The 23,187-nt window shown below is 69.5% G+C and carries 25 protein-coding genes and 1 pseudogene; 18 read left to right on the top strand and 8 right to left on the bottom strand.

Annotated features, from left to right (window positions below):
* Positions 1–17 precede the first annotated feature (17 nt).
* From map to RKD23_RS15190, 12 genes are all read left to right on the top strand, one after another.
* Positions 18–854 (top strand): type I methionyl aminopeptidase, encoded by an 837-nt coding sequence (map, locus tag RKD23_RS15245; RefSeq protein WP_404043678.1) that lies wholly within the window; start codon positions 18–20, stop codon positions 852–854.
* A gap of 180 nt (positions 855–1,034) precedes the next feature.
* Positions 1,035–1,256 (top strand): translation initiation factor IF-1, encoded by a 222-nt coding sequence (infA, locus tag RKD23_RS15240; RefSeq protein WP_003948620.1) that lies wholly within the window; start codon positions 1,035–1,037, stop codon positions 1,254–1,256.
* 61 nt (positions 1,257–1,317) lie between these two features.
* Positions 1,318–1,431 (top strand): 50S ribosomal protein L36, encoded by a 114-nt coding sequence (rpmJ, locus tag RKD23_RS15235; protein ID WP_004984509.1) that lies wholly within the window; start codon positions 1,318–1,320, stop codon positions 1,429–1,431.
* Positions 1,432–1,635: 204 nt separating this feature from the next.
* Positions 1,636–2,016 (top strand): 30S ribosomal protein S13, encoded by a 381-nt coding sequence (rpsM, locus tag RKD23_RS15230; RefSeq protein WP_208899296.1) that lies wholly within the window; start codon positions 1,636–1,638, stop codon positions 2,014–2,016.
* A 65-nt stretch (positions 2,017–2,081) separates the two neighbouring features.
* Complete coding sequence (rpsK, locus tag RKD23_RS15225) at positions 2,082–2,486, top strand: 30S ribosomal protein S11 (protein ID WP_003956432.1); 405 nt, start codon at positions 2,082–2,084, stop codon at positions 2,484–2,486.
* Positions 2,487–2,631: 145 nt separating this feature from the next.
* On the top strand, positions 2,632–3,654 hold the full coding sequence (locus RKD23_RS15220; RefSeq protein ID WP_003966937.1) for a DNA-directed RNA polymerase subunit alpha: 1,023 nt from the start codon (positions 2,632–2,634) through the stop codon (positions 3,652–3,654).
* 96 nt (positions 3,655–3,750) lie between these two features.
* Entirely contained in the window at positions 3,751–4,242 is a 492-nt protein-coding gene (gene rplQ / locus RKD23_RS15215; RefSeq protein ID WP_424854177.1) for a 50S ribosomal protein L17, read from the top strand.
* A gap of 141 nt (positions 4,243–4,383) precedes the next feature.
* Positions 4,384–5,247 carry a tRNA pseudouridine(38-40) synthase TruA gene (gene truA / locus RKD23_RS15210; RefSeq protein ID WP_424854176.1) on the top strand — a complete coding sequence of 288 codons (864 nt, stop codon included), beginning with the start codon at positions 4,384–4,386 and terminating at the stop codon, positions 5,245–5,247.
* Between the two features lie 185 nt (positions 5,248–5,432).
* The gene (locus tag RKD23_RS15205; protein ID WP_424854175.1) at positions 5,433–7,049 is read left to right on the top strand and encodes a glycosyltransferase family 2 protein; all 1,617 of its coding nucleotides are present in this window, start codon (positions 5,433–5,435) and stop codon (positions 7,047–7,049) included.
* A complete protein-coding gene (locus RKD23_RS15200; RefSeq protein ID WP_424854174.1) occupies positions 7,046–8,068 on the top strand; it encodes a glycoside hydrolase family 26 protein in 1,023 nt (340 codons plus the stop codon). Before RKD23_RS15205 ends, RKD23_RS15200 begins: the two co-directional genes overlap by 4 nt.
* Entirely contained in the window at positions 8,068–9,825 is a 1,758-nt protein-coding gene (locus RKD23_RS15195; protein ID WP_424854173.1) for a glycosyltransferase family 39 protein, read from the top strand. Before RKD23_RS15200 ends, RKD23_RS15195 begins: the two co-directional genes overlap by 1 nt.
* 70 nt (positions 9,826–9,895) lie before the next feature.
* Positions 9,896–10,642, top strand: a complete 747-nt coding sequence (locus RKD23_RS15190) for a polyprenol monophosphomannose synthase (protein WP_424854172.1) — start codon at positions 9,896–9,898, stop codon at positions 10,640–10,642.
* 3 nt (positions 10,643–10,645) lie between these two features.
* Here the strand turns inward: RKD23_RS15190 and RKD23_RS15185 are convergent, their stop codons facing one another.
* Positions 10,646–11,527, bottom strand: a complete 882-nt coding sequence (locus RKD23_RS15185; protein WP_424854171.1) for a hypothetical protein — start codon at positions 11,525–11,527, stop codon at positions 10,646–10,648.
* Positions 11,528–11,821: 294 nt separating this feature from the next.
* On the opposite strand from RKD23_RS15185, the gene rplM reads away from it, so the two are divergent.
* The 3 genes from rplM to glmM all read left to right on the top strand — a co-directional run bounded on the left by rplM (position 11,822) and on the right by glmM (position 14,446).
* The gene (gene rplM, locus RKD23_RS15180) at positions 11,822–12,265 is read left to right on the top strand and encodes a 50S ribosomal protein L13 (RefSeq protein ID WP_402631455.1); all 444 of its coding nucleotides are present in this window, start codon (positions 11,822–11,824) and stop codon (positions 12,263–12,265) included.
* Positions 12,266–12,307: 42 nt separating this feature from the next.
* Positions 12,308–12,820 carry a 30S ribosomal protein S9 gene (rpsI, locus tag RKD23_RS15175; RefSeq protein ID WP_404043662.1) on the top strand — a complete coding sequence of 171 codons (513 nt, stop codon included), beginning with the start codon at positions 12,308–12,310 and terminating at the stop codon, positions 12,818–12,820.
* Positions 12,821–13,087: 267 nt separating this feature from the next.
* Positions 13,088–14,446 (top strand): phosphoglucosamine mutase, encoded by a 1,359-nt coding sequence (glmM, locus tag RKD23_RS15170; RefSeq protein ID WP_424854170.1) that lies wholly within the window; start codon positions 13,088–13,090, stop codon positions 14,444–14,446.
* A gap of 82 nt (positions 14,447–14,528) precedes the next feature.
* On the opposite strand, the gene RKD23_RS15165 is transcribed toward glmM, so the two are convergent.
* Positions 14,529–15,446 (bottom strand): DUF389 domain-containing protein, encoded by a 918-nt coding sequence (locus tag RKD23_RS15165; RefSeq protein ID WP_424854169.1) that lies wholly within the window; start codon positions 15,444–15,446, stop codon positions 14,529–14,531.
* Between the two features lie 34 nt (positions 15,447–15,480).
* Positions 15,481–16,449: a type I pantothenate kinase gene (gene coaA, locus RKD23_RS15160; RefSeq protein ID WP_424854168.1), complete on the bottom strand. Its 969-nt coding sequence runs from the start codon at positions 16,447–16,449 to the stop codon at positions 15,481–15,483.
* Between the two features lie 189 nt (positions 16,450–16,638).
* Here coaA and glmS point away from each other — a divergent pair, with 189 nt between their 5' ends.
* Positions 16,639–18,486, top strand: coding sequence for a glutamine--fructose-6-phosphate transaminase (isomerizing) (glmS, locus tag RKD23_RS15155; protein WP_424854167.1), 1,848 nt, complete (start codon positions 16,639–16,641; stop codon positions 18,484–18,486).
* Here the strand turns inward: glmS and RKD23_RS15150 are convergent.
* The 3 genes and pseudogenes from RKD23_RS15150 to RKD23_RS15140 form a co-directional block, all read right to left on the bottom strand.
* Entirely contained in the window at positions 18,447–18,662 is a 216-nt protein-coding gene (locus RKD23_RS15150; RefSeq protein WP_424858246.1) for a DUF397 domain-containing protein, read from the bottom strand. The two genes, glmS and RKD23_RS15150, sit on opposite strands and share 40 nt — an antisense overlap.
* Positions 18,663–18,668: 6 nt before the next feature.
* Positions 18,669–18,833 (bottom strand): annotated as a pseudogene (locus tag RKD23_RS15145) (DUF397 domain-containing protein); the annotation flags it as partial.
* A 7-nt stretch (positions 18,834–18,840) separates the two neighbouring features.
* Positions 18,841–19,692 carry a helix-turn-helix domain-containing protein gene (locus tag RKD23_RS15140; RefSeq protein WP_424854166.1) on the bottom strand — a complete coding sequence of 284 codons (852 nt, stop codon included), beginning with the start codon at positions 19,690–19,692 and terminating at the stop codon, positions 18,841–18,843.
* Between the two features lie 226 nt (positions 19,693–19,918).
* Between RKD23_RS15140 and RKD23_RS15135 the strand changes: the two genes are divergently transcribed.
* On the top strand, positions 19,919–20,335 hold the full coding sequence (locus RKD23_RS15135) for an ATP-binding protein (RefSeq protein WP_424854165.1): 417 nt from the start codon (positions 19,919–19,921) through the stop codon (positions 20,333–20,335).
* Here the strand turns inward: RKD23_RS15135 and RKD23_RS15130 are convergent.
* Positions 20,327–21,763, bottom strand: a complete 1,437-nt coding sequence (locus RKD23_RS15130; protein WP_424854164.1) for an NAD(P)H-hydrate dehydratase — start codon at positions 21,761–21,763, stop codon at positions 20,327–20,329. The two genes, RKD23_RS15135 and RKD23_RS15130, sit on opposite strands and share 9 nt — an antisense overlap.
* Before the next feature lie 16 nt (positions 21,764–21,779).
* The gene (locus RKD23_RS15125; protein WP_424854163.1) at positions 21,780–22,151 is read right to left on the bottom strand and encodes a holo-ACP synthase; all 372 of its coding nucleotides are present in this window, start codon (positions 22,149–22,151) and stop codon (positions 21,780–21,782) included.
* A gap of 112 nt (positions 22,152–22,263) precedes the next feature.
* Between RKD23_RS15125 and RKD23_RS15120 the strand changes: the two genes are divergently transcribed.
* Complete coding sequence (locus RKD23_RS15120; RefSeq protein WP_424854162.1) at positions 22,264–23,145, top strand: L,D-transpeptidase family protein; 882 nt, start codon at positions 22,264–22,266, stop codon at positions 23,143–23,145.
* Positions 23,146–23,187 lie beyond the last annotated feature (42 nt).

Below are 23,187 nucleotides of genomic sequence, written 5' to 3'. Positions count from 1 at the left end.
GAAAGGCCGTAGTCCCCATGGTGCAGATCAAGACCCCCGAGCAGATCGCCAAGATGCGTGCGGCGGGCCTGGTCGTGGCGGCCATCCACGCGGCCACGCGCGAGGCCGCGGTCCCGGGGGCCACGACCAAGGATCTCGACGAGGTCGCGCGCAAGGTGCTCGCCGAGCACGGCGCGAAGTCGAACTTCCTCGGCTACGGCGGCTTCCCCGCCACGATCTGCACCTCGGTCAACGAGGTCGTCGTCCACGGCATCCCCGCGGAGGACGTCGTCCTGAAGGACGGCGACATCATCTCCATCGACTGCGGCGCGATCGTCGACGGCTGGCACGGTGACGCCGCCTACACGGCCTTCGTGGGCTCCGGTCACGCCCCGGAGCTGATCGAGCTCTCCCGGGTGACCGAGGAGTCGATGTGGGCCGGCATCGCCGCGATGAAGCAGGGCAACCGGCTTCTCGACATCTCCAAGGCGATCGAGACGTACATCCGCCGCCAGCCGAAGCCGGGCGGCGGCCGCTACGGGATCATCGAGGACTACGGCGGCCACGGCATCGGCACCGAGATGCACATGGACCCGCACCTGCTGAACTACGTCGACCGGCGCCGCGGCAAGGGTCCCAAGCTGGTCCCCGGCTTCTGCCTGGCCATCGAGCCGATGGTGTCGCTGGGCACGCCGCGCACGGAGGTCCTGTCGGACGACTGGACCGTCATCACGACCGACGGCACGTGGTCGTCCCACTGGGAGCACTCGGTCGCGCTGACGGCTGAGGGCCCTCTTGTGCTCACTGCCCCTGACGGCGGCAAGGCGAAGCTGGCGGAGTACGGAGTGACGGCCGCTCCCGACCCGCTGGCATAGTCCCCTGCGCCCCTGGGTGGGCTGCGCTTAGGGATCTCTCCAGCAGGGCAGACTCCTCGGAACTCGCCCGATTCGTGTTTCCGGATGCGCTGACGTAGACTGACTCGTCGGCTCTCGTGTATCCGCATGTCTGCATGCCTCACGGAAGCCGATCAAGGTAGTCGATTCGAAGGGCGAAGCGTGGCCAAGAAGCAAGGTGCCATCGAGATCGAGGGCACTGTCGTCGAGTCTCTTCCGAACGCCATGTTCAAGGTCGAGCTCCAGAACGGCCACCAGGTTCTGGCACACATCAGCGGCAAGATGCGCATGCACTACATCCGCATCCTCCCTGACGACCGGGTCGTGGTGGAGCTGTCTCCGTACGACCTGACCCGTGGCCGGATCGTCTACCGGTACAAGTAGATCTTGCCCGCGCCCCGGGGTCTCCCCGCGGCGATGGCACTGACCCGGAGAACCTCACCCAATGAAGGTCAAGCCGAGCGTCAAGAAGATCTGCGACAAGTGCAGGGTGATCCGCCGTCACGGCCGGGTCATGATCATCTGCGAGAACCCGCGCCACAAGCAGCGCCAGGGCTGATCGCAGCAGATCACACCCTCTGCACCTCTATTGCAGAGTCTTCGCGCGACGCGAGCTGAATTTGTTCATACGCAGAGCCCAGGCGCGCCTACGAGCGATCGCCTGACACCCCCGGTTCGGAGGCCGGGGACCCAGTTCGTACCTGGTACGGCGGCTGGGAGTCGGTTCTGCGGAAGACCTCCGAAGATCACCAGGAGCCATTGAATGGCACGCGTTTCCGGTGTTGACATCCCGCGCGACAAGCGCGTGGAGGTCGCCCTCACCTACGTGTTCGGCATCGGCCGGACCCTCTCGAAGGAGACGCTGGCTGCGACCGGCGTCGACCCCAACACCCGCGTTCGCGACCTCTCCGAGGAGCAGCTCGTCGCGATCCGCGAGTACGTCGACAACAACATCAAGACCGAGGGTGACCTCCGTCGCGAGATCCAGGCCGACATCCGCCGCAAGGTCGAGATCGGCTGCTACCAGGGTCTGCGTCACCGTCGCGGTCTGCCCGTCCGCGGTCAGCGCACCAGCACCAACGCTCGTACCCGCAAGGGCCCGCGTCGCGCCATCGCCGGCAAGAAGAAGCCGGGCAAGAAGTAGTCCGCAGCGGACACCTGTCCACGGTCTTCGCTGTAGGACCGACCACCTCCCGTAGGAGTTAAAGGATGCCCCCCAAGGGACGTCAGGGCGCTGCCAAGAAGGTGCGCCGCAAGGAAAAGAAGAACGTCGCTCACGGCCACGCGCACATCAAGAGCACGTTCAACAACACGATCGTGTCGATCACGGACCCGTCCGGCAACGTGATCTCCTGGGCCTCCGCCGGCCACGTCGGCTTCAAGGGCTCCCGGAAGTCCACGCCGTTCGCCGCGCAGATGGCCGCCGAGTCGGCTGCCCGCCGCGCCCAGGAGCACGGCATGCGCAAGGTCGACGTGTTCGTCAAGGGCCCGGGCTCCGGTCGTGAGACCGCGATCCGCTCCCTGCAGGCCACGGGCCTCGAGGTCGGCTCCATCCAGGACGTCACCCCGACCCCGCACAACGGCTGCCGTCCGCCGAAGCGTCGTCGCGTCTGACCTCGCTTTTCTCGGGCTTCTCGGGCGGTACGGCTCTGTAAGGGGCGTACCGCCCGTACCCTTGTAGTACCTGTGCCGTGTATGCGGCGCGGTTCCGTCGGGCGTCAAATAGCGGGCGTCCACGAAAGAAGGATCTGATCCACACATGCTGATCGCTCAGCGTCCCTCGTTGACCGAAGAGGTCGTCGACGAGTTCCGCTCCCGGTTCGTGATCGAGCCGCTGGAGCCGGGCTTCGGTTACACCCTCGGCAACTCCCTCCGCCGTACCCTCCTCTCCTCGATCCCCGGCGCTGCTGTCACCAGCATCCGGATCGACGGCGTGCTGCACGAGTTCACCACCGTGCCGGGCGTCAAGGAGGACGTCACCGACCTGATCCTCAACATCAAGCAGCTGGTCGTCTCCTCGGAGCACGACGAGCCGGTCGTGATGTACCTGCGCAAGCAGGGCCCGGGTCTGGTCACCGCCGCCGACATCGCGCCCCCGGCCGGTGTCGAGGTGCACAACCCCGACCTCGTCCTCGCCACGCTCAACGGCAAGGGCAAGCTCGAGATGGAGCTCACGGTCGAGCGTGGCCGTGGTTACGTCTCCGCCGTGCAGAACAAGCAGGTGGGCCAGGAGATCGGCCGTATCCCGGTCGACTCCATCTACAGCCCCGTGCTGAAGGTCACGTACAAGGTCGAGGCCACGCGTGTCGAGCAGCGCACCGACTTCGACAAGCTGATCGTCGACGTCGAGACCAAGCAGGCCATGCGTCCGCGTGACGCCATGGCGTCGGCCGGTAAGACCCTGGTCGAGCTGTTCGGTCTGGCGCGCGAGCTCAACATCGACGCCGAGGGCATCGACATGGGCCCGTCCCCCACGGACGCCGCCCTGGCCGCCGATCTCGCGCTGCCGATCGAGGAGCTGGAGCTCACGGTCCGCTCCTACAACTGCCTCAAGCGTGAGGGCATCCACTCCGTGGGTGAGCTCGTCGCGCGTTCCGAGGCCGACCTCCTCGACATTCGCAACTTCGGTGCGAAGTCCATCGACGAGGTCAAGGCGAAGCTGGCCGGCATGGGCCTGGCCCTCAAGGACAGCCCGCCCGGATTCGACCCCACGGCCGCTGCCGACGCCTTCGGCGCCGACGACGACGCGGACGCGGGTTTCGTGGAGACCGAGCAGTACTGATCAGTACTTGATCGGTCCTTGCCGGTGAGCATCCGCTCATCGGGTTCCTGACCCCGGTACCTGATACGGCCGGGGCAGACACACAGGAGAAAGAACATGCCGAAGCCCACCAAGGGTGCCCGTCTGGGCGGCGGCGCCGCGCACGAGAAGCTCCTCCTCGCGAACCTGGCGAAGAGCCTCTTCGAGCACGGCCGCATCACCACCACCGAGGCGAAGGCGCGCCGTCTGCGTCCGTACGCCGAGCGTCTGATCACCAAGGCGAAGAAGGGTGACCTTCACAACCGCCGTCAGGTGCTTCAGGTCATCACGGACAAGGGCATCGTGCACACGCTCTTCACCGAGATCGGCCCGCGCTACGAGAACCGTCCCGGTGGTTACACCCGCATCACCAAGATCGGCAACCGCCGTGGCGACAACGCGCCCATGGCTGTCATCGAGCTGGTCGAGGCGCTGACGGTCGCGCAGCAGGCGACGGGTGAGGCCGAGGCCGCCACCCAGCGTGCGGTCAAGGAGGCCGAGGCTCCCGCCGAGGCCACCGAGGCGACCGAGGCGACCGAGGCTCCTGCCGAGGAGTCGAAGGACGCGTAAGCGTTCTGCCGGGTGACTGTTCGATCGCGGCTGCGGCTTCGTCGTGGCTTGTCGCGCAGTTCCCCGCGCCCCTTTAGGGCGTTGCGGGCCCGTTCCTTCACAGGAGCGGGCCCGCTCTTGTGTTCCTGAGAGGATCTGTACGTGAGTGAAGAAGCTGCGCCTGGGTTCGTGCGTATCCGACTCGACCTGTCCTACGACGGGACCGACTTCTCCGGCTGGGCCAAGCAGGCCGGCGGGCGGCGGACCGTGCAGGGCGAGATCGAGGACGCGCTGCGGACGGTGACGCGGTCGCGGGAGACGTACGAGCTGACGGTGGCCGGGCGGACCGATGCCGGGGTGCATGCGCGGGGGCAGGTGGCGCATGTGGATCTGCCCGAGGGCGTATGGCGTGAGCATCACGAGAAGCTGCTGAAGCGGCTCGCCGGGCGGTTGTCGAAGGATGTGCGGGTGTGGGCGCTGCGCGAGGCGCCCAGCGGGTTCAACGCCCGCTTCTCGGCGGTGTGGCGGCGCTACGCCTACCGGGTCACCGACAACCCCGGGGGAGTGGACCCCCTGCTGCGGGGCCATGTCCTGTGGCACGACTGGCCGCTCGACGTGGACGCCATGAACGAGGCGGCGCGGGGGCTGCTGGGGGAGCACGACTTCGCGGCGTACTGCAAGAAGCGCGAGGGCGCCACGACCATCCGCACGCTGCAGGAGCTGAGTCTGGTCAAGGGCGGGGACGGGATCATCACGGCGACCGTGCGGGCGGACGCGTTCTGCCACAACATGGTGCGCTCGCTGATCGGCGCGCTGCTGTTCGTCGGGGACGGTCACCGCCCGACGGACTGGCCCGCCAAGGTGCTGGCCGCCGGGGTGCGCGACTCGGCCGTCCATGTCGTACGGCCGCACGGGCTGACGCTGGAAGAGGTCGGCTATCCGGCGGACGAACTGCTCGCGGCGCGGAGCCGGGAGGCACGGAACCGGCGGTCACTGCCCGGTTCGTCCGGGTGCGAAACCTGTTAGTTACCTGCTTTTCTCACCAGAACTTCCGGCATATGGCGACATACCGGACGTAAACCTTCACTCACCTCTTACGACTTTCACACCTCCCGTATAGCCTTTCCCTGCTCGGCCATTGGTTCGAATGGGGAGGCCGGGCCAGGGTGGGGGTCGACGGGCTGTTGTGGCCCAGGGTGGGTTTCTTAGGCATGAGTTCTGTGGGACCCGTGCGCGCCGGCGGCCGTCGTGCCGTACGGCAGAGCGGCGGCCGGCGCAGGGCGGGGCGTGGGGGACAGGCTTCGCCGGGTCTGCTGCCGCTGCCTCCGACGGACCGGGAGAAGTACTCGTACGCACGCCGGTATCTGTGGATTCTGACGGTCAGTTCGCTCGTCAGCTTCTGCTGTCTGACGGTGAGTCAGTTCAAGCTGGCGCAGTCCACGCCCATCCTGTGGGCGTACACGCCGCTGCTGGTCTTCACGGTGCTGTACTACCTGGTGTCGCTGCGGGTGAACGGCTTCACCCGCGACTTCGACATCGGCCACCACAAGCGCCTGGTGCACAACTGGCGCCCTGAGGTGTATCCGACCGTGGATGTCTTCCTGCCGGTGTGCGGTGAGCCCATCGAGGTGCTGCACAACACCTGGAAGCACGTGCGGGAGATGGCCGACCACTACCCGGGCGTCTGTGTGCCGTTCGTGCTCGACGACTCCGCCAGTCCCGAACTGGAGGCCATGGCGCGGGACTTCGGGTTCCGCTACGGCACCCGGGAGAACCGCGGCTGGTTCAAGAAGGCCGGCAACCTCCACTTCGGGTTCGCCCAGTCCGACGGCGAGTTCATCCTCATCCTGGACGCCGACTTCACCCCGCGCGCCGACCTGCTCGAAGAACTGCTGCCCTACATGGCCGCGGACCCGCGCATCGGGATCGTCCAGTCGCCGCAGTACTTCCGGGTCCTGGACTCGCAGAACTGGATCGAGCGCGGCGCGGGCGCGGTGCAGGAGCTGTTCTACCGCTCCGTGCAGGTCTCCCGGCAGGGCAGCGACGGCGCGATCTGCGTCGGCAGCTGTGCCGTCTACCGGCGCGCCGCCCTGGAGACCAACGGCGGCACCACCCTCATCGAGCACTCCGAGGACGTGCACACCGGCTTCGACCTGCGCGGCCTCGGCTGGGACCTGCGCTATGTGCCGGTCGCGGTGTCCACGGGCGTGTGCCCCGACAACGCCGGCGCCTTCTTCAACCAGCAGTACCGCTGGTGCTCCGGCTCCATGAGCCTGCTCGGCAGCCGCAAGTTCTGGCAGGCGAGGATCAAGTTCTCCAGCCGGCTCTGCTACATGTCCGGCTTCTTCTACTACATCCACACGGCACTGTTCACCTTCGCCGCCCCGGTCATCCCGATCGTGCTGCTGCTGGCCATGCCGGAGAAGCTGATGCTGGAGCATCTGCTGCTGGTCGCGCCGAGCATCCTCTACACCACGATCGTCTTCCCGATGTGGCACCGCGCCCCCTACCGCCTCGAGGCCTGGGCCGCCCGCATGATGTACGGCTGGGCGCACGTCTTCGCCATCTGGGACATCCTGCGCAAGAACCGCATGGGATGGCAGCCGACCGGCTCCTCGGGCGCCAAGAAGAACAAGACCCGGCGCTTCTGGATCGGCATGTGGGTCTGGAGCGGCGGCACGGCCCTGATCTGGGTTCTCGCCGCGGTGTACCGCACCTTCACCATGGACGCCCCCGACTTCGCGCTGATCCTGTCCTCGGGGCTGTTCTACGCGCTCGTCGTCGGCCGCGTCCTGGTCCAGCCCCGCGCGGAGGCGACGGCCCGATGACCTTCCTCACCCGCACCCGTGCGGCCCTCGCGGCCTGCCTGATCACCCTGCTCGCGCTCACCGGCTGCTCGCTGCTCGGCGACGACGACACCGGCGCCGGAGACTCGGCGAACGGCGGCGGCGAGGGCGGCCCGCGGGTCTCCCAGAGCGCGGAGGCGGCCGTCCCCTACGACGTCGTCCCGCTGCTGCGGCCGAAGAAGAAGTACTTCGGCGCCGCTGTCGAGGGCGCGCCGAACTCCATGGACGGCTACCGGGCCTACTCCGACATGGTCGGCAAGCAGCCCAACCTCATCGAGTACTACGCCGCCTGGGGCGACGGCTTCGACGCCACCGGCGTGCGCAACGCCTGGCGCGAGGGCGCCCTGACGCTGGTTTCCTGGGAGCCGTTCGACGTCTCCCTCGCCGACATCGCCGCGGGCAGATCGGACGCCTACCTCACCGAGTACGCGACGGCGGTCCGCAGGCTGAACCTGCCCGTCGTGATCTCCTTCGCCGACGAGTTCAACGGCCACTGGGAGAAGTGGGGCACCAAGTACGCAACGCCCCAGCAGTACGTCGCCGCCTGGCGGCACCTGCACGACGCCTTCGCCGAGGTCGGCGCGACCAACGTGATCTGGGCCTGGTCGCCGAACATCGTCAACCCCGTAGCGAGCGTCAAGCTCGAGCCGTACTACCCCGGCGACGGCTACGTCGACTGGATCGGTCTGATCGGCTACTGGACCGTCGAGCAGCCCAACGCCTTCGACAGCGTCTTCGGGCCCACCCAGAAGCAGGTGCGCGGCTTCACCGAGAAGCCGATGATCCTGCTGGAGACCGCCGCCATGGCCGGTGAGCGGCGCCGGGACGACATCCGCATCCTCTTCGAGAGCGTGACCGCGGACGACGACCTGCTCGGCTTCATCTGGTTCAACCACAACAAGCGCGCCGACTGGCGACTGGAGGCGAGCCCGCTGGCGCTGGAGGAGTTCAAGCGCCTGGCCGCCGACGACCGGTTCGGCTTCGACGTACGGAAGCCGTGATGACCTCCCGATACGAGCACTACACGCCCCAGCCGTACGACCCCTACGCCGACCAGTCCGATCACCCGTACTACCAGGACGCGTACCAGCAACAGCACTACGGCTACGACGTCCAGGCCGAGCCGTACCCGCAGGAGTACTGGCAGCAGCAGCCGGTGCCGGACCCCGCGCCGCAGGAGAGCTGGGAGCGGCAGGAGTTCTGGGAGCCGGAGCAGCCCGCCTACCACGTGCCCGAGACGCCCGAGGCCGGCTGGGACGACAAGCCGAGCCGGCGCCGCGACCGGGTCAGCCGGGGCATCCTCCTGGTGATCCTCGTGATCCAGGCGGCGCTCTCGCTGCGGCTGGCCAACACGGCCTTCCAGGACGAGGCCCTCTATGTGGCGGCCGGGCACAACATCATCGACCACTGGACCGACGGCACCCCGCTGAACAACGGCTACGAGAAGTACTTCTCCGGCTCGCCGATGCTCTACCCGGTGGCGGCCGCGTTCGTGGACGGGTACTTCGGCCTGACCGGGGCCCGGCTGCTCAGCCTCGTCTGCATGCTCGGCGCGACGGCCCTGCTGTACTCCTTCACCCGGCGCCTGTTCAACGAGCGCGTGGCCCTCGCGGCCGCGGCGCTGTTCGCGGTGACCCAGCCCAGCATCGTCCTCGGCTTCTTCGCCACCTACGACGCACCGGCGATCTTCCTGCTGGCGCTCGCCGCGTGGATCGTCGTACGCACCGGCCGGGGCCCGATCGTGGCCGTGCTGCTCGCCGCGCCGGTCATGGTGCTGGCGGTCGCGGTGAAGTACGCCTCCGGGCTCTATCTGCCGACGCTCGTCGTGCTCGCCGCGCTGACCGCCTGGCACAGTCGCGGCTGGGCCGCCCTGCTGCGCGCCTTCGTGCTGGGCCTGGGCACGGCCGCCCTCGCCGGCCTGGGTCTGCTGTACACCGACGTGCTCGCCGGCGTGCAGCAGACCACCACCAACCGGCAGCACGGCACCGACTCCGCGATGTCGCTGATCGAGAAGTCCGTCGAGTGGGGCGGCCTGATGTTCGCCACCGCCGTCGCGGGCGCTCTCGCCTACATGCTGCGCGGCCGGATGAACGAGTCCCCGCGCTCCTACGGCCTGATGGGCCCCGGCTGGCGCTGGCGCACCCTGCTCGGCACGGTGCTCACCTGCACCGCGCTGCTGGCCCCGGCGTACCAGATCCATCTGCAGACCTCGGTCTCGCTCTACAAGCACCTCGACTTCGGCCTGCTCTTCGCCGCGCCGATGGCGGGTGTCGGGGTGATACGGCTGGTCGGCAAACACTTCCGCTACCCGCAGCTGGGCATCCTGCTGTGGGTGTCGGCCCTGTGCCTCGGCGTCTCCCAGTCCGAGTGGCGGTTCGGGCTGTGGCCCGACTCCCGGGCGATGGTCCAGGCGATCGAGCCGTACATGAAGCCCGACGGCCACTACCTCGGCGCGACCTACGAGGTGCCGACGTACTACCTGCGCGACAAGACCGACCACGCGCAGTGGTCCTCGACGTACGGCTTCGGCTACTCGGACAAGCAGGGCAAGCCCCACGAGGGCCGGGAGGCGTACCGCCTCGCCCTCCAGGACGGCTACTTCGATCTCGTCCTGCTGGACGGCATCGCCACCCCGGACCTGGAGGAGTTCCTCGCGCGGGAGATCACCAGAAGCGGCCACTACCGGCTGATCGGCAAGATCCCGCACGAGATGCCGGGGGCGACGACCTCCTACCGGATCTGGGTCAAGACGTCCTGAGCGGCCGAGGGGGGCCGTATCGGGTTTCGGGCGCAGGGCACACCGCGCCCGCAGGGGAGGGGAAAGGGAGATGACCTACGACATGGAGGGCGTCCGCGTCACCGTGGTGATGCCCACCTACAACGAGGCGGCCAACCTGCCGCGCATGGCCGAGGCGGTGCTGGGGCTTCCGTTGCCGGGGCTGCGGCTGAAGGTCGTCGACGACTCCAGCCCGGACGGCACCGGGCGGATCGCCGAGGAGCTGGCGGAGAAGTACAACGCCGACGGCCCGCGCATGAGCGTGCTGCACCGCACGGAGAAGGACGGGCTCGGGCGCGCCTACGTGGCCGGTATGAGTGCGGCGCTCGCCGAGGGCGCCGAGTACGTGGTCCAGATGGACGCCGACGGCAGCCACCCGGTGGACGCCGTGCCGCGCATGCTCGACACGGCCCTGGCCCAGGATGTCGGCCTGGTGGTCGGCAGCCGGTACGTCGAGGGCGGCGCGCTGGACGAGGAGTGGGGCCGGCACCGGGTGCTGCTGTCGCGGTTCGCCAACCGCTACGCCCGGACCGTGCTCGGCACCGACATCCGGGACATCACCGCCGGCTTCAACTTGTGGTCGGCCGCCACGCTGCGCGACGTCGACCTGGCCGCCCTGGACAGCGCGGGCTACAGCTTCCAGGTGGAGCTGAAGTACAAGGCCGTACGCGCCGGGCACCGGGCGGTGGAGGTCCCCATCCGCTTCGAGGAGCGGATGGAGGGCACCTCCAAGATGACGCTGCGCACACAGCTGGAGTCGGCGGTGGTGCCGATCCGGCTGCGCCTCAAGCGCCGCTGAGCGCTACTGCTGGGCCGCCGCCGACGCCTGGGCCTCGCCGCGGCGGCGGATCTGGCGGAAGGTGAACTCGGCCAGGTCGTCGCCCTGCTTGAACACCGCGGTGTCCTTGGTGGTGACGTCCTTGCCGGCGGTGAACCCGGTGACGGTGAAGTAGGCGTACCGGCCGTAGCTGTTCGTCGTCGAGCGGCAGACCGCGCCGTCGCAGAAGTCCTTGACGCCGTTGCCGGACAGTGCCCGCACCAGGCTCTTGGAGTCGGCCTGACCCTTGGCGAGGGTGGCCTGCGCCTCGGTGTCGAAGACGGCCACGCCGACGGTCACCGCGACGCCGTCCTTGATGTACGTCACGCGCAGCAGACGCCGGCAGTCGTTGTCCTTGAGGACCTTCGGGAGCGTGCCCTGGGTGGCGGAGGCGCAGTTCTTGGTGTCCGCGGTCGGGCCCTTGCGGTACACGGTCTCGCCCATGGTCAGCTGCGTGCCCGGGAAGAGGATGTCCGGGCTCAGCGGGGCCGTGTCCTTGTTCTTGCTGGAGACGAAGTCCTTGGGGTCCAGCGGCGGCGGCGCGGTCGTCGGCTCGAAGGACGGCGCCGGGCCCGTGGAGCTGGGGATGTCGGCCGTCGCGGGCAGCTGCGAGGCCGGCCCGTTCGCCTCGGGCCCGCCGTCGTTCGCCGAGACCACGGCCACGGCGACGGCCGCGCCCACCGCGACGGTGGCCAGCGCGCCGCCGACGACCATCAGCAGCCGGCGTCGCTTCTTGCGCGCCTCCGACGCCTCGGCCAGCGCCGCCCAGTCCGGGGTTCCGTCGGTGCCGCTGTTCCAGGACTGCTGCTGCGAATGCGGTGTCCAGGGATCCCACTGGGACTGGGGTCCCCCCTGCCCATAGCTCATGGGGGTGCATCTTAGAGGGGCCCCGTGCGGGGCGTACGCGTAGACTGGGTGCTTCGAACAGCCCCCAGCGGTGGCGTTCCGGCTCGTTTTGACCCGGCCGTGGCGCCGCAGGTATCCTGCGTGTTCGTTGTGTATTGGCTTGCTCATTCTCACGGGACGGGCCCTTACACCGGTCCACCGGGCCGATGACCAGCGACCAGCACGCGGTTTGCGTCACCGCAGTGCGGTCAAGGCTGTCGTGATCGTTTCGGTGACCTGTTCAGGACCATTCACTCGAAGCGAAGGCTACGAACCGTGCGTACGTACAGCCCCAAGCCCGGCGATGTGACGCGCCAGTGGCACGTCATCGACGCTCAGGACGTTGTCCTGGGTCGTCTCGCCACCACCGCCGCGTCCCTTCTGCGGGGCAAGCACAAGCCGATCTACGCGCCCCACGTCGACACCGGTGACTTCGTCATCATCATCAACGCCGACAAGGTGCACCTGTCCGGCAACAAGCGGACCCAGAAGATGGCGTACCGCCACTCCGGCTACCCGGGTGGTCTGCGCTCCGTCCGCTACGACGAGCTGCTGGCCAAGAACCCCGAGAAGGCCATCGAGAAGGCCGTCAAGGGCATGCTCCCCAAGAACACCCTGGGCCGTCAGATGCTCTCCAAGCTGAAGGTCTACTCGGGCGACCAGCACCCGCACGCTGCCCAGCAGCCGGTGCCGTTCGAGATCACCCAGGTCGCGCAGTAAGTCCGGCCACCCCCTAAGACTGAAGAGAATCTGAGGAGCATCGTGGCCGAGACCACTGCCGAGCAGCCGCTCGAAGAGCTTGACATCGACAGCTACACCACCGAGTCCGAGGTTCCGGTGGAGGGCGAGTACACCACCGAGTCCCTCGCCTCCCGCTTCGGCGAGCCCCAGCCGGCCGCCGGCCTGGGCCGTCGCAAGAACGCCATCGCCCGCGTCCGGATCGTCCCGGGCACCGGCAAGTGGAAGATCAACGGTCGCACCCTCGAGGACTACTTCCCGAACAAGGTGCACCAGCAGGAAGTCAACGAGCCGTTCAAGGTTCTCGAGCTCGAGGGCCGCTACGACGTCATCGCCCGCATCGCCGGTGGCGGCGTCTCCGGCCAGGCCGGCGCCCTGCGCCTCGGCGTGGCCCGTGCGCTGAACGAGGCCGACGTCGACAACAACCGCGGCCCGCTGAAGAAGGCCGGCTTCCTCAAGCGCGACGACCGTGCGGTCGAGCGCAAGAAGGCCGGTCTGAAGAAGGCCCGCAAGGCCCCGCAGTACAGCAAGCGCTAAGCTTCGCTGCCTGCTCGTACGTCTTCGGGGCCCTGCCCCGCCTGCGTACTTCGAACGCCCCGGCGGCACGCCACGTGCCGTCGGGGCGTTCGTTTATCCCAGTGATGGGTTTATCCCAGTGATGGGCGTATAACGACACAAGGCGATCGTGGGCCTGTGTCATCTGAACACCGGGCATCGAGCCCCTCGTGCGCCCGGTACGGAAGCGGTGTGCGCGAGCCGCACCGGCACGCCCTTCCCGAACTGACGCTTTTCTCAGGAGGACAAGTGGGACGACTCTTCGGCACGGACGGCGTGCGCGGTGTCGCCAACGCGGATCTGACGGCCGAGATGGCCCTCGGTCTCTCCGTCGCGGCGGCCCACGTGCTGGCCGAGGCGGGCACCTTCCAGGGCCACCGGCCGACCGCGGTGGTCGGACGGGACCCGCGCGCGTCCGGGGAGTTCCTGGAGGCCGCGGTCGTCGCGGGCCTCGCCAGCGCCGGGGTGGACGTGCTGCGCGTCGGCGTCCTGCCCACGCCGGCCGTCGCGTACCTGACCGGTGCGCTCGGCGCCGACCTGGGCGTCATGCTCTCCGCCAGCCACAACGCCATGCCCGACAACGGCATCAAGTTCTTCGCCCGCGGCGGCCACAAGCTCGCCGACGAGCTGGAGGACCGTATCGAGTCCGTCTACGAGGAGCACCGCACCGGCGCGCCGTGGGACCGGCCGACCGGGTCGGGCGTGGGCCGGGTCCGCAACTACGACGAGGGCTTCGACAAGTACGTCGCCCACCTCGTCGGCGTCCTGCCCAACCGCCTCGACGGCCTGAAGATCGTCCTCGACGAGGCGCACGGCGCGGCCGCGTGGGTGTCGCCCGAGGCGTTCTCCCGGGCCGGCGCGGAGATCGTCACCATCGGCGCCGAGCCGGACGGCCTCAACATCAACGACGGCTGCGGCTCGACCCACCTCGACAAGCTCAAGGCCGCGGTCGTCGAGCACGAGGCCGCGTTCGGTATCGCGCACGACGGGGACGCCGACCGGTGCCTCGCGGTGGACCACACCGGTGAGGAGATCGACGGCGACCAGATCCTGGCCGTCCTCGCCCTCGCCATGCGGGAGCGGGGCGCGCTGCGGTCCGACACCGTCGTCGCCACCGTCATGTCCAACCTCGGGTTCAAGCTGGCCATGGAGCGCGAGGGCATCCAGCTGGTGCAGACCGCGGTGGGCGACCGGTACGTGCTGGAGTCGATGAAGCAGCACGGGTACGCGCTCGGTGGTGAGCAGTCCGGGCACGTGATCATCCTGGACCACGCGACGACCGGTGACGGCACGCTGACGGGGCTCATGCTCGCCGCGCGCGTGGCCGAGACGGGCAAGTCGCTGCGGGAGCTGGCTTCCGTCATGGAGCGGCTGCCTCAGGTGCTCATCAACGTCCCCGATGTGGACAAGTCCCGGGTGAAGACCTCTGGGGAGCTGGCTGCGGCTGTCTCCGAGGCCGAGCGGGAGCTGGGGGCTACCGGGCGGGTGCTGTTGCGTCCCTCCGGGACGGAGCCGCTGGTCCGGGTCATGGTGGAGGCGGCTGACATCGAGCAGGCTCGGAGTGTTGCCGGGCGGCTGGCTGATGTCGTGAAGTCTGCGCTCGGTTAATTTGCCGGGTTTGTGGGGTGCGGGGTTCTGTGCGTTGCGGGCTTTCCGTTGTGGGTGGTTGCTCGCGCAGTTCCCCGCGCCCCTAACTACGTCTCCAGAGCCACTTCTGGAGCAGCAAAGTAACCGTCCCCGCGGCCACGATTCCGCCCAGGTTGGCCAGGAGTTGGCCGGCTGAGCCCCAGGTCTGGGAGTAGTCGCTGTAGCTGAAGGCCATGGCGGCGTTGGCGGCGGCGGGGACGGTCGTCACCGAGATGGCGACGCCGATCAGGGCGCCGGACTTGGCCGAGGTCAGGGAGAGGGTGCCGGCGATGCCGGCCAGGAAGGCGACCACGAAGGACATCCAGTCCGGCTGCCAGATGAAGGCCGTGTTGGGGCGGGCGGCCTCGATCATGTCCTTGTCGAAGAGGCCGAAGGCGTCCATGAGCCAGCCGAAGCCCGCCGTGAGGATCATGGCGGCGGCGAAGCCGGCCAGCAGCGCCCACAGGCAGCGCCACACGCGGTGCGGGGTCCGCTGGACCAGGGCCGTGCAGATACCTGCCAGCGGCCCGAACTCGGGGCCGACCGCCATGGCGCCGACGATCAGGATGGCGTTGTCGAGCATCACACCGCAGGCCGCGAGCATGGTCGCCACGGCCAGGAAGCCGACGTAGGTGAAGCTGAGCGTCGACTCCTCGTGGGTGAGGTCGGTCAGGTGGTCCCACAGGACCGCGTCGGCGCCCTCGCCGGGGGCCTCCTCCTCGGCCTTGTCGGCGCGCTTCGACAGCGACAGGTCGATGGTCTCCACGGCGATCGAACCGGTCGCGTCGAGCCCCAGCTCCTGGAGGTCGCCGATGAGTTCGTCGGCGGCCTCGCGGGCCACGTCGCACATCACCACGTCCCCGGCCGGGTTGCGGGCGGCGCCCGGAACCACCACCAGGTGGGTGGTGCCCACCGTCTTCTCGATGAGACGGACCACGGCGTCGGTCTGCCCGGCCGGTGTGATCAGACGCAGATGCAGCATGCGGCCTTTCTAGCAGGCCCGTCTTTTACGCGTGTCAGAGCTTCCGCAGGCTGAGGCGCTGCACCTTGTGGTCCGGCCCCTTGCGCAGCACCAGGGCGGCGCGGCCGCGGGTCGGGGCGATGTTCTCCACCAGGTTCGGCTTGTTGATCGTGCGCCACATCGTGCGGGCGTAGTCCAGGGCCTCCTCCTCGGAGACCTGGGTGTACCGGCGGAAGTACGAGGACGGGTTCTGGAAGGCGGTCTCGCGCAGGCGCTTGAAGCGGTTGAGGTACCAGCGCTCGATGTCCTCGATGCGGGCGTCGACATACACGCTGAAGTCGAAGTAGTCGGCGAGGCCGACCCGGGTGCGGCCGTCCTTGCCGGGCAGGGCGGGCTGCAGGACGTTCAGGCCCTCGACGATCAGGATGTCCGGGCGGCGGACCGTGAGCTTCTCGCCGGGGACGATGTCGTAGATCAGGTGCGAGTAGACGGGGGCCGTCACCTCGCCCTTGCCGGCCTTGATGTCGGCGACGAACCGGGTCAGGGCCCGGCGGTCGTACGACTCCGGGAAACCCTTGCGGGACATCAGGCCGCGGGCCTGGAGCTCGTGGGTCGGCAGCAGGAAGCCGTCCGTCGTGACCAGCTCGACGCGCGGGTGCTCGGGCCAGCGCGAGAGGAGGGCCTGGAGCAGTCGGGCGACCGTGGACTTTCCTACGGCGACCGAACCGGCGACTCCTATGACGAAGGGGGTGCCCGACTGGGAGCCCTGCTCGCCGAGGAAGGTGTTCAGGGCGCCGCGCAGACCGTCCGTGGCACCGACGTAGAGGTTGAGGAGCCGGGACAGCGGCAGGTAGATGTCCCGGACCTCGTCGAGGTCGATGACATCGCCGAGACCGCGCAGCTTCTCGACCTCCTCGGCACTCAGCGGCAGCGGCGTCTTGTCACGCAGCGCGCTCCACTCGGCTCGGGTGAGGTCGACGTAGGGAGTCGCCTCCGGCCTGGGCCGGTGGGCGCTCCGGGGCATCGAGGAGACCGGAGAGATCACAGTCCATTGTTAACGCTGTTTGAACGGGGTGGTGGGTGTGCTCCGTCACGCCGGGTTCCCTCCGCGGACCGATGTGGCGCTCTGGAGGGGCCGAACGGGGCTGATTATTTCCGAATCCGGGCACGCGAAGGGGTGTTCAGGTATTCGGACGCCCTTAGGCTGCCTCGCATGTGCGGAATCGTGGGATACGTAGGGCCGCAGTCGGCGCTGGACGTCGTCATGGCCGGACTGAAGCGGCTGGAGTACCGGGGGTACGACTCGGCGGGCGTCGCCGTGCTCGCGGACGGCGGGCTCGCCGCCGCCAAGCGGGCCGGCAAGCTGGTCAACCTGGAGAAGGAGCTGGCCGAGCACCCGCTGCCGACCGGCTCCACCGGCATCGGACACACCCGCTGGGCCACGCACGGTGGGCCGACCGACGCCAACGCCCATCCTCACCTGGACAACGCCGGGCGGGTGGCGGTCGTGCACAACGGCATCATCGAGAACTTCGCCGCCCTGCGCGCCGAGCTGGCCGAACGCGGGCACGCCCTGGCGTCGGAGACGGACACGGAGGTGGTGGCCCACCTGCTGGCGGAGGAGTTCTCCGCGACGGCGGACCTGGCGGAGGCGATGCGGCTGGTGTGCCGCCGCCTCGAAGGCGCGTTCACGCTGGTCGCGGTGCACGCGGACGAGCCGGACGTGGTGGTGGGCGCGCGCCGCAACTCGCCGCTCGTGGTCGGCGTCGGCGAGGGCGAGACCTTCCTCGCCTCCGACGTGGCCGCGTTCATCGCCCATACGCGCTCGGCGATCGAGCTGGGCCAGGACCAGGTGGTCGAGCTGCGCCGGGACGGCGTCACGGTGACCGGCTTCGACGGCCGTCCCGCCGACGTCCGCTCGTACCACGTCGACTGGGACGCCTCGGCCGCGGAGAAGGGCGGCTACGACTACTTCATGCTCAAGGAGATCGCCGAGCAGCCCAAGGCGGTCGCCGACACGCTGCTCGGCCGCATCGACGCGGCCGGCTCCCTCACGCTGGACGAGGTGCGCATCTCGGCGGCCGAGCTGCGGGAGATCGACAAGGTCGTCATCATCGCCTGCGGTACGGCGTACCACGCGGGCCTGATCGCCAAGTACGCCATCGAGCACTGGACCCGCATCCCCTGCGAGGTCGAGCTGGCCAGCGAGTTCCGCTACCGCGACCCGATCCTGGGGGCGAGGTCCCTGGTGATCGCCATTTCCCAGTCCGGCGAGACCATGGACACGCTGATGGCCCTGCGCCACGCGCGCGAACAGGGCTCCAAGGTCCTGGCCATCTGCAACACCAACGGCTCCACCATCCCCCGCGAGTCGGACGCGGTCCTCTACACCCACGCGGGCCCGGAGGTGGCCGTCGCCTCGACGAAGGCGTTCCTGACCCAGCTGGTGGCCTGCTACCTGGTGGCCCTGTACCTGGGCCAGGTGCGCGGCACCAAGTGGGGCGACGAGGTCCGCGCCGTGATCCGGGACCTCGCCGAGATCTCCGGCGAGGTCGAGCGGGTCCTGCGGACCATGGAGCCCGTACGGGAGCTGGCGCGCTCCCTGGCCTCGAAGGACACCGTGCTGTTCCTGGGCCGTCACGTGGGCTACCCCGTCGCCCTCGAAGGCGCCCTCAAGCTCAAGGAACTCGCCTACATGCACGCGGAGGGCTTCGCCGCGGGCGAGCTCAAGCACGGGCCCATCGCCCTGATCGAGGAGGACCTGCCCGTGGTGGTGGTCGTCCCGTCACCTCGGGGCCGGTCCGTCCTCCACGACAAGATCGTCTCCAACATCCAGGAGATCCGCGCGCGAGGTGCCCGCACGATCGTCATCGCGGAGGAGGGCGACGAGGCGGTCGTCCCGTACGCCGACCATCTGATCCGCATCCCTGCCACCCCTGTGCTCCTCCAGCCCCTCGTCTCGACCGTCCCGCTCCAGGTCTTCGCCTGCGAACTGGCCGCTGCGCGGGGCAACGAGGTGGATCAGCCTCGGAATCTGGCGAAGTCGGTGACGGTGGAGTAGCCCTTCAGGGCCTGGAGAAAGGGGGCGAAGGCTCCGACCTGGAGGGTGAGCGTGCCGCGGGTCGGGGCCTTTGAGTCGCGGATGGATATGTGGGTGTGCGTGGGGGCGACTTCGACACAGGCGTTGCCGTCGCCGCTGCCGGAGTAGGACGACTTCCGCCAGGGGGTGGTCTTCACGCTGTCGAGGAAGGCGGTGAAGGCGGTGGTGGGGAAGGTGAGGGGGCCGCGGGTGGGGGCTTTTGAGTCGCGGACGGCCATCTGGGTCCGTCGGTTGGCGACTTCGACACAGGCGTTGCCTTCGCCGCCGCCGGAGTAGGACGACTTGCGCCACTGGTCGGGGGTGGTCATGGGCGCCTCACAGCTCCTTCGCCAGTCTGCGGATGAAGTCACGCGAGCGTTCCGGTTCGAGTGACACCGCCTCCACCTTACGGAAGAGCGTTCGAAAGCGGATGAGTTGAGCTTCGGCGTCGACGAAGACGGTGCCGTGAGGTCCGTCGCGCACGACGGTGTCGAGCCGGGGGAGCGGGCCGCCTGCATACACCATGGCGCTTCCGGCTCCGGCGAAGCCCTCCAAGTCGAAGGGGATGACCCGTACCGAGATGTGCTCGGCTTGGGACAGCTCCAGAATGCGGTCGAGCTGAGCGCGGCTGGCGGCGCTGGTGCCGACCTTGATCCGCAGGGCGGCCTCATGGATCACGGTCTCGTACGTGATCGGGTCGGGCCGCTCGATGATGGCCCTGCGTCGCATCCGGTGTTCCACGCGCCTGTCCAGCTCCTCCTCTGGGAACTCTGGGTTGACGTAGGAGAAGAGCGCCCGCGCGTAGCCTTCGGTCTGCAACAGGCCCGGAATGTGCAGGAACTCCACGTCCCATCGGTAGCTGGAGTGATGTTCCAACTCGGCCAGGTCCAGGTACGGCGTGGGCAGCTGGCCTCGGTACTCCTCCCACCAGCCGCGTGACCGGTCGCTGGTCATTGCTGCCAGGGCGTCGATCAGCTCTTGGTCGACGCAGGCGTAGTGAGCCGCTATCCGCCGCAGCCTCTCCTCGCTCAGGCCTGCGAGGCCGGCCTCGATCTGGCTCACCTGTGCCGAGTCCGTCCCCAGCAGTGCGGCGGCATCGCGCCCCTTGAGTCCTGCTGCCTCGCGGAGTTTCCGCAGCTCTGCGCCCAGTCGCTGCTGGCGTGCGGTGGCCTGCTGCCTGCGAGGCATGGCTTCCTCCTGGGGCTCAACTGCCCTTGGGCGGCGACTCGTTCGAGGGGCAGATTACGGCAACGGCTTGCGTGGGACCAAATTTGGCCCCTACTGTCGGTGATGCGCCGCACACGCTGCGGAACCCCGGGCCACCGGAAGCGCACCGCCCCGTCCTGCCAGGACAGGCGCGGCAATGACACCGCCGGCCCTTCTTGACTCCTCACCGACCGAACGGAGTTGACGCATGCCCGAGAGCGGGAACGAGCCGTGGGAGTACACCCTGTACATCCCGAACGACCTACGCGCGGTGACGGTGAGCCGCAGAACCATCCGCCTGATCCTCACGCTGCACGGCCTGATCGATGTGCTGGACACGGCCGAACTCCTGGGCGCGGAACTGGTGGCGAACGCCGTCTCGCACACGAAGGGCCCCGCCGCGCTGCGGCTGAGCTGGACCCCGCCGGGCACGCTGCGGATCGGGGCGTGGGACGCGGACCCGGAGCCTCCTGAGCCGCCGCCGGGGTGGGGGCAGTTGAGGGAGGCGGAGTCGGGGCGGGGGTTGGCCTTGGTGCGGGCGTGCGCCGATGTGTGGGGGTGGCAGCCCTCGGGTCGTCTCGGGAAGCAGGGCAAGTTGGTGTGGTGCGAACTGGCCTCAGCCTGACCCGGTGTCCCGCCACGCCCTCCGCAGTGCCTCCGCCACGTCCTGCGCCCCCACGGGTGCGCCCTCCGCCGCGTACCGGCCCGCCAGGCCGTGGAGGTACGCCGCCGCGCTTCCCGCGTCCTGGGGTGACAGGCCCGCTGCGAGCAAGGACCCCGCCAGGCCCGACAGGACGTCGCCGCTGCCTGCTGTGGCCAGCCAGGAGGTGCCTGTCGGGTTCACTCGTACCGGGGTGTCCGTGGTCGGGTCGGCCACCAGGGTCGTCGAGCCCTTCAGGAGGACCGTCGCCCCGTAGCGCCTCGCCAGTTCGCGGGCCGAGTTCAGGCGGGCGCGCTCCACCTCCTCGCGCGTCACCCCGAGGAGGGCAGCCGCCTCTCCCGCGTGCGGGGTCATCAGGGTGGGGGCCGTACGGGCGCGTACCGTCTCCTGGTCCGCCAGGCGCAGGCCGTCGGCGTCCAGGAGTACGGGGACGTCCGTGGACAGGACCTCGGCCACGGTCGCCGCGTCGTCGCCCGCGCCGGGGCCCACCACCCACGCCTGGACCCGGCCCGCCTTGGCCGGGCCGCGGTCCGAGACCAGGGTCTCCGGGAAGCGGGCGATCACCGCGTCGGCGGCGGGGCCCACGTAGCGGACCGCGCCTGCGCCGCCCCGCAGGGCGCCCGCCACGGCCAGGACCGCCGCGCCCGGATAGCGGGCCGAGCCGGCGGCCACGCCCACCACGCCCCGGCGGTACTTGTCGCTCTCCGGGGCCGGTACGGGGAGCAGCCCCGCCACGTCCCTGTGCTGGAGCGCCTCCACCTCCGGGACCTCCGGCAGGGTCAGGCCGATGTCGACCAGGCGGACCGAGCCCGCGTAGTCCCGCGCCGGGTCGATCAGCAGGCCCGGCTTGTGCGTGCCGAAGGTGACCGTGAGGTCGGCCCGGATCGCGGGGCCGTGCACCTCACCCGTGTCGGCGTCCACGCCGCTCGGCAGGTCCACCGCCACGACCGGAACACCAGCACGCTCGCAGACGACAGCCAGCCGCTCCGCCTCCGGACGCAGGCCCCCCTTGCCGCCGATGCCCACGATCCCGTCCAGGACCAGGTCCGCCTGGGAGATCCACTTCTCCGCGTCCGTCGTGTCCCGCACCGTGCCGCCCGCCCTGCGCAGGGCCGCGAGGCCCCCCGTGTGCGCCCGGTCCGACGTCAGCAGCACCGCCGTCACGCCCGCGCCCCGGCGCGCCAGCCTCGCCCCCGCGTACAGGGCGTCGCCGCCGTTGTCGCCGCTGCCGATCAGCAGCACGACCCTGCTGCCGTAGACCCGGCCGAGTACGTCGGCGCAGGCGGCGGCCAGGCCGGCCGCGGCCCGCTGCATCAGCGTCCCCTCCGGCAGGCGTGCCATCAGGCTCCGCTCGGCGGTCCGTACCGTTTCCACGCTGTAGGCAGTACGCATGACGACGAGTCTGCCCTCAGCCCTCCGCGATCACCACCGCCGAGGCCACTCCCGCGTCATGGCTGAGCGACACATGCCAGGCGCGGACGCCGAGTTCGGCCGCGCGGGCCGCGACGGTGCCCCGTACGCGAAGGCGTGGCTGCCCGCTGTCCTCGACGTACACCTCGGCGTCCGTCCAGTGCAGGCCCGCCGGTGCGCCCAGTGCCTTGGCCAGGGCCTCCTTCGCCGCGAAGCGGGCGGCGAGCGAGGCGATGCCGCGGCGGTCTCCGCCAGGGAGCAGCAACTCGCTGTCCAGGAAGAGGCGTCGGGCGAGTCCGGGCGTGCGTTCCAGGGACGCGGCGAAACGGTCGATCTCCGCCACGTCGATACCGACCCCGATGATGCTCATGCCGAGCACCCTAGACGGCGCCTGTGCCCGCCCTCGTCGCTCGTACGCCCGGGTGACTCACGCCGCGCGGCGCCCCCGTGGCCACGAGGCCGGCCGTTTTGCTGATCGTGTGATGAGTGGACCGACTGTCTCCAGAAGCGTCGCCGTACTCCTCTGCGCCGTGACCCTGCTGCCCGCCGGCACCGCGGCCGCCGCGCCCGTGCCGCCCGCGCCCGCCCCCGAGGCCGCCGTGAGGGAGCTGGTGCCCGGGGCGGCGCCGGCCTGGCAGGCCGACACGCCGGACGAGGCGCTGCCGCCCCGCGTGTACGTCCCTTCCGCGCGGGAGGACTCACTGGAGCCACGGCCCGCGCCCGCGGGGGCGTACGACCCGGTCGAGTACGTGCCCCTCGGGGACGCCGTCACGCGCGTGATGTGCAGCAAGCGGACCGGGCCCTATCAGCGGCAGGTCGAGAAGTGGCTGAAGCGGAAGGCGGACGGGAAGCAGTCGGCGGCCGACTGCCGGGCCATCAGGGCGTTCCAGCTCAAGTACGGCATCAAGCCCGCCATCGGCTTCGCCGGGCCCGTCACCTGGGCGCACATGATGCTGCTGTCCGCGCGGAAGAACCCCAACGCGGCGAAGAAGTGCCCGGTGCGGACGTACCGGGTCGCCTGTGTGGACCTCGCCCGGCAGGTGACGTGGGTGCAGAAGGGGAAGAAGGTCGTCTACGGGCCCGTGCCGATGAGGAGCGGGCGGGCCGGGTACCGGACGCGGACCGGGTGGCACACCGTCTACTGGCGGCACAAGAACCATGTGTCCACCCTGTACGACCAGCCCATGCCCTACGCCCAGTTCTTCGACGGCGGGCAGGCCTTCCACGCCGTGTACGGGACCATCTTCACCACCGTCGGGTCGATGGGCTGCGTCAACCTGCGGCTCGGGGACGCCAAGAAGCTGTGGGGCGTGCTGAAGAAGGGCGACCGGGTGTACGTGTGGGGTCGCCGGCCGGGGACGTGAGCCCGTGCCCGCCCGGCGCTGTCCGGCCCCTCTGAGACACTG

It is taken from the genome of Streptomyces sp. SAI-170 (genome assembly GCF_049739565.1).
Lineage (GTDB): Bacteria > Actinomycetota > Actinomycetes > Streptomycetales > Streptomycetaceae > Streptomyces.
The sequence above is the reverse complement of the archived record's forward strand: the minus strand, read 5'-3'. Positions and strand labels throughout refer to the sequence as shown.

What these genes read in the sequence shown, in the direction of transcription:
- map (WP_404043678.1), top strand. Translation starts at nt 18, where the DNA reads ATGGTGCAGATCAAGACCCCCGAGCAGATCGCCAAGATGCGTGCGGCG.
- rpmJ (WP_004984509.1), top strand. Translation starts at nt 1,318, where the DNA reads ATGAAGGTCAAGCCGAGCGTCAAGAAGATCTGCGACAAGTGCAGGGTG.
- rpsM (WP_208899296.1), top strand. Translation starts at nt 1,636, where the DNA reads ATGGCACGCGTTTCCGGTGTTGACATCCCGCGCGACAAGCGCGTGGAG.
- rpsK (WP_003956432.1), top strand. Translation starts at nt 2,082, where the DNA reads ATGCCCCCCAAGGGACGTCAGGGCGCTGCCAAGAAGGTGCGCCGCAAG.
- RKD23_RS15220 (WP_003966937.1), top strand. Translation starts at nt 2,632, where the DNA reads ATGCTGATCGCTCAGCGTCCCTCGTTGACCGAAGAGGTCGTCGACGAG.
- rplQ (WP_424854177.1), top strand. Translation starts at nt 3,751, where the DNA reads ATGCCGAAGCCCACCAAGGGTGCCCGTCTGGGCGGCGGCGCCGCGCAC.
- RKD23_RS15205 (WP_424854175.1), top strand. Translation starts at nt 5,433, where the DNA reads ATGAGTTCTGTGGGACCCGTGCGCGCCGGCGGCCGTCGTGCCGTACGG.
- RKD23_RS15200 (WP_424854174.1), top strand. Translation starts at nt 7,046, where the DNA reads ATGACCTTCCTCACCCGCACCCGTGCGGCCCTCGCGGCCTGCCTGATC.
- RKD23_RS15195 (WP_424854173.1), top strand. Translation starts at nt 8,068, where the DNA reads ATGACCTCCCGATACGAGCACTACACGCCCCAGCCGTACGACCCCTAC.
- RKD23_RS15190 (WP_424854172.1), top strand. Translation starts at nt 9,896, where the DNA reads ATGACCTACGACATGGAGGGCGTCCGCGTCACCGTGGTGATGCCCACC.
- RKD23_RS15185 (WP_424854171.1), bottom strand. Translation starts at nt 11,527, where the DNA reads ATGAGCTATGGGCAGGGGGGACCCCAGTCCCAGTGGGATCCCTGGACA.
- RKD23_RS15165 (WP_424854169.1), bottom strand. Translation starts at nt 15,446, where the DNA reads ATGCTGCATCTGCGTCTGATCACACCGGCCGGGCAGACCGACGCCGTG.
- coaA (WP_424854168.1), bottom strand. Translation starts at nt 16,449, where the DNA reads ATGCCCCGGAGCGCCCACCGGCCCAGGCCGGAGGCGACTCCCTACGTC.
- glmS (WP_424854167.1), top strand. Translation starts at nt 16,639, where the DNA reads ATGTGCGGAATCGTGGGATACGTAGGGCCGCAGTCGGCGCTGGACGTC.
- RKD23_RS15140 (WP_424854166.1), bottom strand. Translation starts at nt 19,692, where the DNA reads ATGCCTCGCAGGCAGCAGGCCACCGCACGCCAGCAGCGACTGGGCGCA.
- RKD23_RS15135 (WP_424854165.1), top strand. Translation starts at nt 19,919, where the DNA reads ATGCCCGAGAGCGGGAACGAGCCGTGGGAGTACACCCTGTACATCCCG.
- RKD23_RS15130 (WP_424854164.1), bottom strand. Translation starts at nt 21,763, where the DNA reads ATGCGTACTGCCTACAGCGTGGAAACGGTACGGACCGCCGAGCGGAGC.
- RKD23_RS15125 (WP_424854163.1), bottom strand. Translation starts at nt 22,151, where the DNA reads ATGAGCATCATCGGGGTCGGTATCGACGTGGCGGAGATCGACCGTTTC.
- RKD23_RS15120 (WP_424854162.1), top strand. Translation starts at nt 22,264, where the DNA reads ATGAGTGGACCGACTGTCTCCAGAAGCGTCGCCGTACTCCTCTGCGCC.